Here is a 12,966-nt window from a genome sequence, read left to right as displayed (position 1 = left end):
ACTACACGCTTTCCAAGCGGACTGATATCTACCTGACCACGGCATATGCAAAGAATGCGGGTCTGGGACTGGATTCCCCGACGATTGGCTATGCCAACAGCCTATCCCTTGGCAATAGCTACACGCTTGCCAGCGGCCAAAGCAATATGCTCGGTGTCGCCCTGGGTATTCGCCACAAGTTCTAAGGGCGGTCCAACGGCATGTGAAAAGGTCTTATTTGCGCAGTGGTGCGGGCAGCCAGCGGATACGCTCGCGTGCATCCAGCTCCCTCATGCTCTTTGTGCCGCTTTTGCGGCACTTTTTTTGGGTTGCGCCCGGCAGGGCGCACTCACTTTAGGGTGAAAGTCCCTCAGACGCTTTCCTCATCTCATTGGTGGAGTGGACCTATTCTTATAAAAACCTGGTCTTGGGTTGAGTTAATTAATTTTGATAGAGGTTGCGTATGAAATGGTCTTTCAAGAATTTTCGAATCGGGACACGACTGGCTATCGCTTTCTCGGTCAATTTGATCTTGCTCGTAATTATTGCTGTCGTCGCGATAACGAAGATGAGTCAAATGAACGAAAATACAAACTTGATCGTGTCGGATACTTTGGTGAAGACCATGGAGTTCGAGACCGTACGAACCCACGTCGCGAGTATTTCCATCCTCATCACGGAAGCAGTGTTGTCGGAAGATTCAGCGCTGTCCGAGAAGAAACTGGAGGAAATCCGGCAATTGCGCCGGAAGATGGATGCGTCGATGGAGCATCTGGCGAAGGTCATGAATACGGAGAAAGGGAGGCCGTTGTTCCAGTCGCTGTCTCCGACGCGTGCAGCCTATATCGAGGGGCTCGATTCCGTTGTCAATCGGGTGCGTGCCGGTGCATATGGCGATGCGAAGGCCGGCCTGGTCAGCAACCTTTCGCCTGTTCAGGCCAAGTACCTCGAACAACTGGACGCCATCGTTTTGAGAGGCCAGAAGATTTCAGAGGGGAGAGCTACAGATGTGGCGCAGCGCTATGAGTCAGCACGCGTGCTCTTCCTGAGCGTATCGGCGCTCGCAGTGCTGATCACTATCAGCTTGGGCATCCTGATCACGCGTTCAGTTGTCGTTCCCGTAGCGGAGGCCGTCAGAGCAACCCAGGCATTGGCCCAGGGCGATCTGACCTTCCCGGTGCGGGTGGATAGCAGCGATGAGGTTGGACAACTAATGCAGGCGCTACAGCGGGCAATTGTGCAACTTGGTTCCCTGGTGCAGGGCATACAAGGCGCATCCGCGGCAATCGACAGCTCTGCACGGGAAATCGCACACGGAAATACCGATCTGTCGCAAAGGACGGAGGAACAGGCCGCATCGCTCGAACAGACAGCGGCGTCGATGGAAGAGCTGACCGCCACCGTGCGCCAGAACGCCGCGAGTGCTAGCGAGGCCACGCGAATGGCGCTGGACGCGTCGCACATGGCAAGCGAAGGCGCGGTCAGCGTGCGTGGCGTGGTGGAGATTATGCAGGGCATGGCAGCAGCCTCCACGAAGATGGCGGATATCATCGGCACCATTGAAGGCATTGCCTTCCAGACCAATATCCTGGCGCTCAACGCCGCCGTGGAAGCGGCCCGTGCTGGCGAGCAAGGGAGGGGCTTCGCGGTTGTCGCTTCCGAGGTGCGCGGTTTAGCCCAACGATCGGCGGGCGCCGCCAAGGAAATCAAACAGATGATCGAGAGTTCGATACTGCAAGCTGGCTCGGGCACGGAACGTGTCGAATCGGCCGGCCAAGCCGTCAACCAGATTGTCATGGCGGTGCAGCGCGTGACCGATATCATCGCCGACATTGCTTCGGCCAGCGCGGAACAGTCTTCCGGCATCGAACAGGTCAACAGTGCGGTGGCGCAGATGGACCAGGTGACCCAGCGTAATGCAGCGCTCGTCGAGGAAGCCGCTGCGGCCTCGGATAGCCTGCGTCAGCAGGCAACGGGATTGGTAGCCGAGACGGCGAAGTTTCGGGTGTGGGCCGCCGACCCCGTCGGTGCGGCAATGGCTCCTATCGGGGGGTAATCGTTATAAGTCGCCGGTGCGACGGCGCTGGCGGCGGTGGGTTAAGATCGCCGTTTTTCGTCCCGGTAAGTGCGATGCAAGCGCAGGCAGTCACCGCCCCACGGCGGGTGGATATCGTGGTGTACCCCGGATTCAAGGCCATGGAGGCGGTCGGCCCGATGACGGTTTTCGACTACGCCAATGTGCGCCTGGCCCAGCGCGGGCAGCCGCCGGCCTATGCCACGCGGATCGTGGCGCTTGAGACCGGTCCGGTGCGCTCGGACACGTTGATGACGCTGGAGGCCACGGCCCGGCTCGATACCGTGCTGCTGCCGGATATCGCGCTGATTGTCGGTGCGCGCGATATCGAGCGGGCGATGGAAGAGGCCCAGGGTATCGTGCCTTGGGCGCGTGCGGTGGCGCCCCGCATCGGGCGGCTGATCGCGTTGTGTTCGGGCACCTTTTTCCTGGCGTCGGCGGGCCTGCTCGATGGGCGCCGCGCCACCACGCACTGGGGCGTGGCCGCGCTGCTGCGCCAGCGCTTTCCGGCGGTTGAGGTGGATGCCGACGCCATCTTTGTGCGCCAGGGCAACCTGTGGACCTCGGCCGGCGTGACCGCGGGCATCGACCTGGCTCTGGCCGTGGTGGAGGAAGACCTTGGCCGCGAACTGGCGCTAGACCTGGCGCGCGAGCTGGTGGTCTACCTCAAGCGGCCCGGCGGGCAATCGCAGTACAGCCTGCACCTGGCCAGCCAGGCGACCAGCCATGCCGGCATCCGCGGCGTGCAGGACTGGATACTCTCTGATCTCGCGCATGACTTCACGCTGGCGGAGATGGCGGGCCGGGTGGCGATGAGCGAGCGCAACTTCCGCCGCGTGTTCGCGCGGGAGACGGGCAGCAGCCCGATGGCCTTTATCGAGTCGGCGCGCATCGAAGGGGCGCGGCGGCTGCTTGAGCAGGGTGAACTGCAGCTCAAGGCCATCGCCGCGCGCACCGGCTTTGGTTCGGATGAGGGGCTGCGGCGAGCGTTCCTGCGCCAGTTGGGCATTACGCCGCGGGATTACCGCGAGCGTTTTGGCGCGGCGTCAGCAATAGACGGGGCGTTACTGGCTGCCTGAGGCAGTCGCGCTTGTCACGGCCGGCGCGTTGGCGTGAAGCCCTGGATCCTGGCTCGCGGGTGTATTGGCGGGGGCGCCGGCTGAGCCATTCGGCGCGCCGTCCTGCGAGCCGTGGCGGCCCCGGCCGCGTCCGCCGGCACGTCCGCTGCCACCGGCCGGCGCGGCGTGGTTCTGCTTCAGTTCCTGGTTGATGGTCTCCACCGTGCGCGGCGCAGGCGTCATGCGGGCAAAGTTGCTCTGGATCGCATTCAAGGCTTCGTCGCCGCCCGCGGGGGAGCCCTGGGCGAAGGCGGCGGGCGCCAGCGTTAGCGTGGCCATCAAGGGAATCAGGCGGAAAGTGCGGGCGCTGCGGATCATGACGAGGTCCTTCGGTGTTGCCGCTACCCGCGTTCGGATGACGCGGCTCCAGCGATTCAGGAGGCTAGCAGCGCGGCTGGCTACTGCGCAAGGCGGCGCACGGCAAAATCTGTTTCATCGGCCGCCCGCGTGTTTCAATGTATTACCAAGCGGCGCCGCCTGCCCAGGCGCTTACTTCAGGTTCTGTCCGATACGCCACAAGACCCCGGATGGATCGAGCAGCACGAAGTCGCGCATCTTCCAGGGCTGGTCCTGCGGCGGCACGATCCTGACGCCGTAGCGTCCGCCGATATTCAGGGCATTGACCTTGTCCCACCAGGCCTGTACGTCTTCCACCAGCAAATGCATCATCAGGTTCTCGGCCAGGTCCTTCACATAGAAGTTCTGCAGCATGAAGCTGCACTTCCCGTGATGCAGGTAGGCCAGGCTGTCATCGCTCCAAGGCATGACGAAACCCAGGTCCTGGTAGAACTGTCTGGATAGGGCGAAATCCCGGGCGGGCACGAAGGCCTTGAGTTCGATGGTGGTCAGGTTGCTCATGTCGTCGTGATTTCGGAGCGCGGGGCGCGCGGGGAGGCGGACGGGCGGGTTCCCGTCCGCCGCGAGGTCAGAGTTGCGCTGCGTGATGCCGGATATGGTTCTCCATGAAGGTGGAGATGAAGTAATAGCCATGGTCGTAGCCCTTGTGCCGGCGCAGCAGCAGCGGCTGTCCAACCGCGGCGCAGGCGGCTTCGAATGCCTCGGGGTAAAGCTGTTCGGCGAGGAATTTGTCGGCCAGGCCCTGGTCGACCAGGATGCCGCGCGGGAACGGCGCCTTGGCCTGGCGCTGCATCAGCGCCGTGGCATCGTACTGCGCCCAGCTTGCGCGATCCTGGCCCAGGTAGCGGCTGAAAGCCTTCTCGCCCCAGGGACAGCGCGTAGGCGCGGCGATTGGCGCGAAGGCCGACACCGAGCGGAAGCGCCCGGGATGGCGCTGCGCCAGCACCATCGCGCCGTGCCCGCCCATCGAGTGGCCGAAGATGCCAACGCGCTGTGGATCGGCGGGCAATGCCGTGGTGACCAGGTCGAACAGTTCCTGCGTCACGTAGCTTTCCATGCGCCAGTACTGGCTCCATGGGGCTTGCGTAGCGTCCAGGTAGAAGCCCGCGCCCACGCCAAAATCCCACGACTCGGCCTCGCCCGTGATGCCGGTGTCGCGCGGACTGGTATCGGGCGCCACCAGGATCAGGCCGTGCTCGGCGGCGGCGCGCTGGGCGCCGGCCTTGATCATGAAGGTTTCCTCGGTGCAGGTCAGCCCTGCCAGGTAGAACAGAGCGGGCAGGCGCTGCTCCGGCTGGACCAGCGCCTGCGCCGGCAGGAACACCGAGAACCGCATCGGCAGGCCGATGACGGTCGATGCGTGCCGATAGAAGCGCTGCACGCCGCCGAAGCAGCCGTGCTCGGAGATAAGTTCGAGCATGGCCGGCCTCAGTACAGGACCACCGAGCGGATCGACTCGCCGCGCTTCATCAGGTCGAAGCCATCGTTGATGCGCTCCAGCGGCAGGGTGTGGGTGATCAGGTCGTCGATGTTGAGCTTGCCTTCCATGTACCAGTCGACGATCCTGGGCACATCGGTGCGGCCGCGCGCGCCGCCGAAAGCCGACCCCTTCCATTCGCGGCCGGTGACCAGTTGGAACGGGCGGGTGGAGATTTCCGCGCCGGCCTCGGCCACGCCGATGATGATCGACTTGCCCCAGCCCTTGTGGCAGCACTCCAGCGCCTGGCGCATGACCTTGGTGTTGCCGATGCACTCGAAGGAGTAGTCGGCGCCGCCGTCGGTGAGCTGGACGATATGGTCCACCACGTTGTCCACGTCGTTCGGGTTGACGAAATGCGTCATGCCGAACTTGCGCGCGATGGCTTCGCGGCCCGGGTTCAGGTCCACACCGATGATCTTGTCCGCACCCACCATCTTGGCCGCCTGGATCACGTTCAGGCCGATGCCGCCCAGGCCGAACACCACCACATTGGCGCCGGCTTCCACCTTGGCGGTGAACAGCACCGCGCCCACGCCGGTGGTCACGCCGCAGCCGATGTAGCATACCTTGTCGAACGGCGCATCCGGGCGGATCCTGGCCAGCGCGATCTCCGGTACCACGATGTGGTTGGCGAAGGTGGACGTGCCCATGTAGTGGAAGATCGGTTTGCCGTCGATGGAGAAGCGTGAGGTGCCGTCAGGCATCAGGCCCTTGCCCTGGGTGGCGCGGATGGCCTGGCACAGGTTGGTCTTGCGCGACAGGCAGAACTTGCACTGGCGGCATTCCGGCGTGTAGAGGGGGATCACGTGGTCGCCGGGCTTGAGCGAGGTGACGCCAGGGCCGACTTCGGTGACGATGCCCGCGCCTTCATGGCCGAGGATGGCCGGGAAAATGCCTTCCGGGTCGGCGCCCGACAGTGTGTAGTAGTCGGTATGGCAAATGCCGGTAGCCTTGATCTCCACCAGCACCTCGCCGGCGCGCGGGCCGTCCAGGTCGACTTCTTCCACGGTCAGCGGGGCACCGGCCTTCCAGGCGATGGCGGCTTTGGTCTTCATGATGGTTTTCCTTGGTGGTGGCGGGCAGCGCTTGGGTGCCGGCACGGTGTCTGGGGACGTAAGTCAGCGGCGCCCGGTGCGATCCCGGGCGCGGCGTCTTTCGTCTGCGCTGACTATACGCCGGTGCCGCTGGCCGCGGACGCCCCAAGCGGCGGATTTGGCCCGCGGCGCCTCCTGTTTGGCCGAAACCGGGGGGCGGTGGCCGGGGTGGCCGGGGTGGGCGGAGTCAGCCGGCGACGGGATCCATGCATCGGGTTCCTGGCACAGCGCGGACCCCGGAGGGCGTGTGAAAGGGTCTCAGGCGTCCAGCCTGATTGCCAGCTGCAATGACTCGGCCACGGCATGCAGCCGTTTGTCGCGCGTCCATCAGCGTGCATCCGCGTCAGTCGAAAGCAGCAAGGCGCCACGGAGTCGATACGGGTGGCACATGAAAAGCGCCAGTCAATCGAGCAGGGTACTTTGATCGAAGGCGACGAATTCGCAACCATAGTGGTGTACCGCATCGCCGGCCATATTCAGCAACTGGTACCGTACCACGCGGACACCCACCTCCAGGCTTGCCAGCGAGCCAAAGCTGAGCCTGCCTTTGAGGAGCAACGTCCCGATGGCCAGGGCATTCGTATCCAGTGTGCGCGAGCGCAGCCCCAGGCCGGATACCGACAAATCGGCAATGTCCAGGACGAGCGCGGTGCCGTCAGGCAACCGGGCCTCGAAAGCGTATTGGTAGTCCAGGGTTTCTGCCCTGTAGTCCCGCCGCCGCTGCACCTGGGAGATTTTTTCCGGGAAGGGCGCCGTAAACGCAGTGGCGCCGGCGAACAGGCAGCGGGTCGGGGCGCCGAGGGAGAGCGTCAGCGACACATCGTCAAGGACGGTCGACAGTTCGCTTTGCGCGCAGGCCAGTACTGCCAGGTTGTCAGACTCGCTGGCGCAGCCCTGGAACGTAAACGTGCGTGCTGCCGCGTGCACGGACAATACCCGCGTGCGCAGGGTGCGCCCTTCCGGCAAGTGCAAATCCAGGGGGCGCTCTTCCGTAGCCAGGAGGTCCAGCATCGCGCGGATCTCATCCTCAAGCGCGTGCTGGAAACCATCCGGTGACGGCGGGATGGTCGAAGCGGGATCAAGTCTGTTCATGGATTGGAATGGCTGGTGAGCAATCTGACGCGCGGCGTCGGTTGGCGCGAAGTCAAGTCCGGGCTGGCAGGCAAAGGCGGCCGAAAGAACGGCTGCAAAACGAAGCATAACGGCAGGAGCACGCCAATCTTGAGCCCTACCGAAGTGGGGGGAATGACGGTGCTACGGAGAAGAGACCAGGGAGGGCGCCGGACCCGGCTGCCGGATTCCTCAAGAACCCGTTCAACAATGCCGATAGCACATCGGCATGCAACGAAAATGCCAAGTAAGGAATGCGCCCTCGCAGTTGGAACCCAGCGGGAATCTACCGGCAAAAATACCTGAAATACCTGAATTGAGTTGGTTTCGATGAATCGTAGCGCTAGCGACGCCATTTTCCCGGGCCCGCCTCCAATACCATCATGGCGCCCGAAGCCATAGGCACGTCGCTGACGTTTCCGTGGGCCGTAAACGACGGCGACATGGAGCGGCTCAGCGATCCAGGCCGGATACTTCAGATCATGCTGGATCTGGTCCGCAAGCGCACTCGGCTCCATCTTCATGCTGCGCAGCCGCAGTGCCGGGTGACCTCGGGCTTCCTGTCTGTCGACCCGTCCAGAGGCACTTGCGTGCTCGCCTGGTGTCGCAACGGCGCGGAGYTGGAGGCGATCCTGAACACCAATGAAATGGCCGCCTCGGCATCGTTGGGCGATATCACTTTCCATTTCCGGATTTCCCGTCCGGCCATCACGCGCTTCGACGGCAGACCGGCGTTTCTCGCTCCGTTCCCGACCGGGATCTATCAAGTCCCGCGCCGCAGGCATTTCCGCGCGCCCCTGCATGAGGACAGGGTTTGCCGCTGCCTGATCCTGTCAGACGACGGCCAACTGGTGGAATTGGAAGTGGCCGACCTGTCGGTGTCAGGCGTGGGCTTGCGCTCCGGCAGCGCCGGGCCGGATCGGTTGCCGGTCGGGACCAGAATCGCACAATGCCGCCTGGACCTCGGCGATCTGGGTGCGCTGGAACTGGCGCTGCAGGTGGTGCGGTATCGAAGGACATGGCGCGGCAACGATGTGCAGCATCAATTTGGCTGCAGCTTTGGCCAGATCGACGGCCAGGCCGGGCAGTGGCTGCAGCGTGTGGTGTTTGCCCTGGAGTTGTCGGGCCGCTAGCGAAGTCGGGCAACCACGCTCAGTATCCTTGGTACCCCGGCTGCGGCCCCTGCTGATAGTAGTAAGGCGCGGGCTGCGGGGCGCAGGGTACATAGGCGCGGTCATAGTCGCGATAGCAGTATCCCGGCGGCGGCCCATAAGTCTGCCCATAAGCCGGCCCATAAGCCGGCCCATAAGCCGGCGCCTGCGGCGCGGCCATGACCACCGGCTGGCTGGCCACCGCGGTACCAATTACCGCCAACCCGACGAGCGCCCCGATGGCCAGCGCTACCGCGCCGGCCGAACCGCCATCGCCGTGGTCACGTCCACGCGCCGAGGCGGGGCCGGCGGCCAGTAGCGCGGCGATGAGCAGGCCTGCGCCGAGGATGCGGGCGGCACGATTGGGTTTGCGCATGACTGACTCCTTGTGGCTGCTTGTGGCTGCTTGTGACGGCCAGCGAAAGCGGCTGGCCTTGAAGCCATCTTAGGGGTCAGGTGTCTGCCGGATATATCGGCGCGGTTAGCAGATGTAACGGCTCGGCCCTGGCGATCAGGGTGCCGGGAGCGGCGGCGCAGGCGACGGCGGTGCCGGTTGCGGGGGCGCGGAAGGCGGCGAAGCATTAGCCCCCGGGGCTGCCTGAGCCGGCGCGGATTGCTTGTGATGATGCTTGTGCTTGGGCTTCTTATGCCTGGGGGGCTGCGGCGGCAGGGGCTTTTGCGTGGCGCGCTCGCCTTGCGGCGTCTGCGGCTCGGGCGGTGGAAGCTTGGCGTTGGCGATGCCGGCCACCGCAAGGGCGGCAAGCAGGGCGACTGCCTTGAGACTCAATATTCCGGGCTTCATGAACACTCCTCAATAAATAATCCGTCACAACCGTCACAATTATCCGCAGCGTCACGGCGGCCGCGGTGCAGGACAACGCCAGATTCGTGCCTCTCTCCTTGGTAGCCCGGCCGTATTCTCACGCACTGTCCCGGTCGCGAGGCACCGCCGCCAGGCGGGCGTGGGACGCCGGCGATGCGGTCCCGGCCTGGCCTTCATGCTGGCGGCCAAGCCACCATCCCAGCCAGGCCCATCCCAGCGCCAGCGCCGCCCCGGTGAGCGCCACCACGGCCGGGTGGCCGGAGAGCGCGTCGATGGCGGTCTTGATCCAGGCGCTGACCGCATCGCCGGCACGATAAACCGCGGTGTCGATCACGTTCTTGGCCTTGTATTTGGTCTCGGCATCGAACACCGTAAACAGCATCTCACGGCCCGGCCGCAGCAAGGCGTATTCCCCCGCCCGGCGCAGGATCATCACGCCGGCCAGCACGCCGAAGGCCGGCCAGAGCGCCAGCACCAGGAAGCCCGCCGCCACCGCCAGCGGGACCGCGCTGAGCAGGGAGGTCACGCCGTAGCGCCTGGCGATGCGGCCCGAGAAAAACACCTGCACCAGGATGGTCAGTGCCTGCACGATGGCGTCGATGGCGCTGAACACCTGGGTCTGCTGCGTGCGGCTGGGAAAGGTCTGCGCCACCAGCCTGGCCTGTTCGAAATACAGAAAGGTGCTGGCGGTGGCCAGCAGGATCACGAACAGGCCGATGCCAAGCAGGTAGCGCGAGCGCGCCACCAGCGTGAGGCCCGCCCAAAGCCCGCCGCCGATGGGCCGGGCCGGGTCTTGCGCCGGAACCGGATCGTCGGCCGCCGGCACGCCCGCGCCGGCGCGCTTGCGCCAGCCGAACAGGTAGCCCACGCCGGGCAGCGTGGCCGCCAGCAGCGCCGCCGATAGCACCATCAGCCCGGTCAGGCCGATGCGCGCGACCAGCCAGCCGCCGAGCAGCGGCCCGGCCAGGCCGCCCGCACTGGCGCCGGCGGCCAGCAGGCCGAACAGGCGCCGGGCCTGTCCAGGGCGGAATACATCGGCCATCAGGCTCCACGCCACCGACACCACGAACAGGTTGAACACCGACAGCCAGACGTAGAACACCCGCGCCACCCAGATGCTGTCCGGCGCGGCGCGCGTGGCCGCGGCAAAGCCCAGCAGGTTGGCGATAAAGAAGGCATAGACCCAGGGCACGAAGCGCCGGCGCGGCAGGCGCGCGCTGCACAGGCCATAGAAGGGAATCGCCACCAGCATGACCACGAAGGTGGCGGTGAAGAGCCATTGCAGGTTTTGCACGCCGCCGGCAATGCCCATGGTCTCGCGCACCGGGCGCAGCATGAAGTAGCTGGCGAACAGGCAGAGGAAGAACAGGAAGCCAGCCGTTACCGCGCTGCCTTCGCCGGGCTGGATGCCCAGGCCGTGCCGTGCTGCTTGCGTGGTCGCCATGATGCTCGCTCAGGCCAGCAGCGCGGCGATGCGCTCGCGCTGGCGGGCATCGGGCATGCGGCCAAGGCCCGCACCAAGATTGTCCTGCATGTTCCGTGGCTTCGAGGTGGCGGGGATCGCCGCCGTTACCGCGGGGTGGCTGACGATGAATTTCAGGAAAAGCTGGCCCCAGGAGGCGCAGTCGATCTCGCCGGCCCAGGGCGGCAACGCACGGTCCTTGACCGCGCTGAACAGGCGGCCGTCCTGGAACGGGCGATTGACCAGCACCGCTACGCCGCGTTCCTGGCACAGCGGCAGCAGGGTGCGTTCGGCATTGCGCTCGGCAACCGAGTAATTGAGCTGGACAAAATCCAGCTGTTCGCTGCGCACGATTTGCGCCAGCGCCTCATGGGCGTCCTCGCGGTAGTGGGTGATGCCGATATGGCGCGTCTTGCCGCGCTCCTTCAACTGGCGGATAAAGCGCAGGTTATCGCGCCAGTCGATCAGGTTGTGTACCTGCAGCAAATCGACGGTTTCGCTACGCAGGTCGCGCTGCGATTGCGCCCATTGTGCCGGTGCGTTGGCTGCCGGCGCCGAGATCTTGGTGGCCAGGAAGACCTTGGCGCGGGCGTTGGCATCGCGCAGCAGGTCGCCGGTGACGGTCTGCGCGCTGCCATAGCTGGGCGCGGTGTCGATCACCGGGCCGGGCGTTTGCAGCAGCAGGGCCAGCACCTCGGCCAGCGGGGCGCGTTCGCCGGGCTCGGTACCCACATCGAAGGTATTGGAGGTGCCCATGCCGATCACCGGCAGCGTTTCGCGGCCGCCTGGCAGCGGGCGGCGCAGGAGGGCGGGGAGGAGGCTGGCAGCAGCGCCATCGGTCAGGCCCAGGCCAGCGGCAAGGCGCATGCAGTGGCCCAGGAAGCGACGTCGATCGGATGACATGGCGGTCTCCTTGCTGATGCACGGATTCTGGCGGCCGGATGGCGGGCGCTGCGGCATAAGGTCAGGGCTTCGCACGGCGGGATTAAGCTGGATGACCCGATCCGGGGATCTTCTCACAGATGGGAGGCCATGGCGGTGCTGGCCAGCCTGCGCCTGGACGGTGATGCCGATGCCGAGACGCGCGGGTCTATGAAATCTTCCCGCGCCTGCAGGAACGGCGGGCCAACCTTGGCAACCAGTTGTCCGATGGCGAGCAGCAGATGCTGGCGATTGCCCTTGCCCTCATGGTTAACCCGCTGCTGCTGTTACTGGACGAACCGATGGGCGGTTTGACGCCTATTATTGTTCAGGAGTTGCAGCACGTGATCCGCCGATTGATCGACAAAGGCGGCATGGCGGTGATTGTGGTGGAGCAGCACGCACGCCTGGCGCTCGGCATGACCCGGCGCGCGATGGTGCTCGACCGGGACAAGGTGGTACATGCTTCGACCAGCACGGAGTTGCTGGCGGACAAGGTCAAGCTGGACAGGTTGCTGACGGTTGCCTGAGCCCGGCCACGGCATGGTCATCCGGGGTCTGGAGGTAGTGGCGGCTGTCGACGAGCCACGCTGGTGCGGGCGGCAACGCCGCGCCGGCATTCGGGCGATGCCCATTCTGAAGACGGGTAGTTGCGGGGGACTATGGAAACCCATGAGCAGAAACGGCTGGTCAACGCCTATATCAAGCGCTACAGCCGCTACGACCCGGCCATCGGCCGGCAAGAGGTACGCTCGTTCTGGGTCTGGCAAGCCTGTGATTGGCTGTGTGTCAACGATCCCGAGCGATTGTGGCGGCTGGTGATCGAAATCCTTGACCGTACCGAGAGTCCCCGCGTGCTGGACGCGCTCGCCGCCGGCGAACTCGAAGACCTGATCGAATATCACGGACCGGCATTTATCGAACGCATCGAGCGGGAAACCGCGCGCGATCCGCGCTTCCGCCGCCTGCTGTGCGGCGTCTGGCGCAGTTCCACGCCGCAGGTCTGGGCGCGGGTGCTGGCCGCCAGCGATAGCAATTTCAATGACGTGCCGCAGCGCGCGATGTGGATGTGCTACGACCTGCCGGGCCTTGCTGCGTTGGATGCGGCAGTGCCGGGCGCGATGGCCAGCGTGCATGCCGGGCAGCAGGAGCAGTGTACGCAAAGGGCGCCGGCCCGCATTGTGCATGCGTCGCCGCACCGGTATCGCCACGGCGCGGACAGGCCGGACAGCGCACAGGTCGCCACGGCCGCGAAGCCGCCGCGGCCTGCTTTCCCGGATCCTTGACGTTGTCGAACTTGTCGAACTCCACGGTGTAGAGTTCGCCGCCGACCTTCTCGACGCGGCGGATATACACCGCCTGGACCACATCGCGGGTGCCCGGATCGGTGGAGCGAC

13 protein-coding genes and 3 pseudogenes are annotated in these 12,966 nt (G+C 65.1%); 6 read left to right on the top strand and 10 right to left on the bottom strand.

Annotated features, from left to right (window positions below):
* The 3 genes and pseudogenes from AC1DQ3_RS17835 to AC1DQ3_RS17825 form a co-directional block, all read left to right on the top strand.
* Nucleotides 1-185, top strand: a pseudogene (locus AC1DQ3_RS17835) (porin); the annotation flags it as partial.
* A 257-nt stretch (nt 186-442) separates the two neighbouring features.
* The gene (locus tag AC1DQ3_RS17830; RefSeq protein WP_477121488.1) at nt 443-2,035 is read left to right on the top strand and encodes a methyl-accepting chemotaxis protein; all 1,593 of its coding nucleotides are present in this window, start codon (nt 443-445) and stop codon (nt 2,033-2,035) included.
* Nucleotides 2,036-2,109: 74 nt separating this feature from the next.
* Nucleotides 2,110-3,132, top strand: coding sequence for a GlxA family transcriptional regulator (locus AC1DQ3_RS17825; RefSeq protein ID WP_477121487.1), 1,023 nt, complete (start codon nt 2,110-2,112; stop codon nt 3,130-3,132).
* Here the strand turns inward: AC1DQ3_RS17825 and AC1DQ3_RS17820 are convergent.
* The 5 genes from AC1DQ3_RS17820 to AC1DQ3_RS17800 all read right to left on the bottom strand — a co-directional run bounded on the left by AC1DQ3_RS17820 (nt 3,118) and on the right by AC1DQ3_RS17800 (nt 7,194).
* Nucleotides 3,118-3,489 (bottom strand): hypothetical protein, encoded by a 372-nt coding sequence (locus AC1DQ3_RS17820; protein ID WP_477121486.1) that lies wholly within the window; start codon nt 3,487-3,489, stop codon nt 3,118-3,120. The two genes, AC1DQ3_RS17825 and AC1DQ3_RS17820, sit on opposite strands and share 15 nt — an antisense overlap.
* A 171-nt stretch (nt 3,490-3,660) precedes the next feature.
* Nucleotides 3,661-4,029: a VOC family protein gene (locus AC1DQ3_RS17815; RefSeq protein ID WP_477121485.1), complete on the bottom strand. Its 369-nt coding sequence runs from the start codon at nt 4,027-4,029 to the stop codon at nt 3,661-3,663.
* Between the two features lie 67 nt (nt 4,030-4,096).
* Nucleotides 4,097-4,948, bottom strand: a complete 852-nt coding sequence (fghA, locus tag AC1DQ3_RS17810; protein ID WP_477121484.1) for an S-formylglutathione hydrolase — start codon at nt 4,946-4,948, stop codon at nt 4,097-4,099.
* An 8-nt stretch (nt 4,949-4,956) separates the two neighbouring features.
* On the bottom strand, nt 4,957-6,063 hold the full coding sequence (locus tag AC1DQ3_RS17805) for an S-(hydroxymethyl)glutathione dehydrogenase/class III alcohol dehydrogenase (protein WP_477121483.1): 1,107 nt from the start codon (nt 6,061-6,063) through the stop codon (nt 4,957-4,959).
* A 441-nt stretch (nt 6,064-6,504) separates the two neighbouring features.
* Nucleotides 6,505-7,194 (bottom strand): flagellar brake protein, encoded by a 690-nt coding sequence (locus AC1DQ3_RS17800; RefSeq protein WP_477121482.1) that lies wholly within the window; start codon nt 7,192-7,194, stop codon nt 6,505-6,507.
* 401 nt (nt 7,195-7,595) lie between these two features.
* On the opposite strand from AC1DQ3_RS17800, the gene AC1DQ3_RS17795 reads away from it, so the two are divergent.
* The gene (locus AC1DQ3_RS17795; RefSeq protein ID WP_477121481.1) at nt 7,596-8,345 is read left to right on the top strand and encodes a flagellar brake protein; all 750 of its coding nucleotides are present in this window, start codon (nt 7,596-7,598) and stop codon (nt 8,343-8,345) included.
* Between the two features lie 19 nt (nt 8,346-8,364).
* Here AC1DQ3_RS17795 and AC1DQ3_RS17790 read toward each other — a convergent pair whose 3' ends face one another.
* The 4 genes from AC1DQ3_RS17790 to AC1DQ3_RS17775 all read right to left on the bottom strand — a co-directional run bounded on the left by AC1DQ3_RS17790 (nt 8,365) and on the right by AC1DQ3_RS17775 (nt 11,551).
* A complete protein-coding gene (locus tag AC1DQ3_RS17790; RefSeq protein WP_477121480.1) occupies nt 8,365-8,739 on the bottom strand; it encodes a mechanosensitive ion channel protein MscS in 375 nt (124 codons plus the stop codon).
* A 135-nt stretch (nt 8,740-8,874) separates the two neighbouring features.
* Nucleotides 8,875-9,165 carry a hypothetical protein gene (locus AC1DQ3_RS17785; protein ID WP_477121479.1) on the bottom strand — a complete coding sequence of 97 codons (291 nt, stop codon included), beginning with the start codon at nt 9,163-9,165 and terminating at the stop codon, nt 8,875-8,877.
* A 118-nt stretch (nt 9,166-9,283) separates the two neighbouring features.
* Nucleotides 9,284-10,630 carry an NTP/NDP exchange transporter gene (locus tag AC1DQ3_RS17780; protein ID WP_477121478.1) on the bottom strand — a complete coding sequence of 449 codons (1,347 nt, stop codon included), beginning with the start codon at nt 10,628-10,630 and terminating at the stop codon, nt 9,284-9,286.
* A gap of 9 nt (nt 10,631-10,639) precedes the next feature.
* Nucleotides 10,640-11,551 (bottom strand): aldo/keto reductase, encoded by a 912-nt coding sequence (locus tag AC1DQ3_RS17775; protein ID WP_477121477.1) that lies wholly within the window; start codon nt 11,549-11,551, stop codon nt 10,640-10,642.
* A 179-nt stretch (nt 11,552-11,730) separates the two neighbouring features.
* Here AC1DQ3_RS17775 and AC1DQ3_RS17770 point away from each other — a divergent pair.
* Both AC1DQ3_RS17770 and AC1DQ3_RS17765 read left to right on the top strand, forming a co-directional pair.
* Nucleotides 11,731-12,099 (top strand): annotated as a pseudogene (locus AC1DQ3_RS17770) (ATP-binding cassette domain-containing protein); the annotation flags it as partial.
* 132 nt (nt 12,100-12,231) lie between these two features.
* Complete coding sequence (locus AC1DQ3_RS17765; protein WP_477121476.1) at nt 12,232-12,855, top strand: DUF6869 domain-containing protein; 624 nt, start codon at nt 12,232-12,234, stop codon at nt 12,853-12,855.
* On the opposite strand, the pseudogene AC1DQ3_RS17760 reads toward AC1DQ3_RS17765, so the two are convergent.
* Nucleotides 12,839-12,955, bottom strand: a pseudogene (locus AC1DQ3_RS17760) (ABC transporter substrate-binding protein); the annotation flags it as partial. The gene AC1DQ3_RS17765 and the pseudogene AC1DQ3_RS17760 sit on opposite strands and share 17 nt — an antisense overlap.
* Nucleotides 12,956-12,966: the final 11 nt, after the last annotated feature.

This window comes from Cupriavidus sp. 01T418, assembly GCF_056398885.1.
This window is presented reverse-complemented; position numbering and strand designations above follow the sequence as displayed.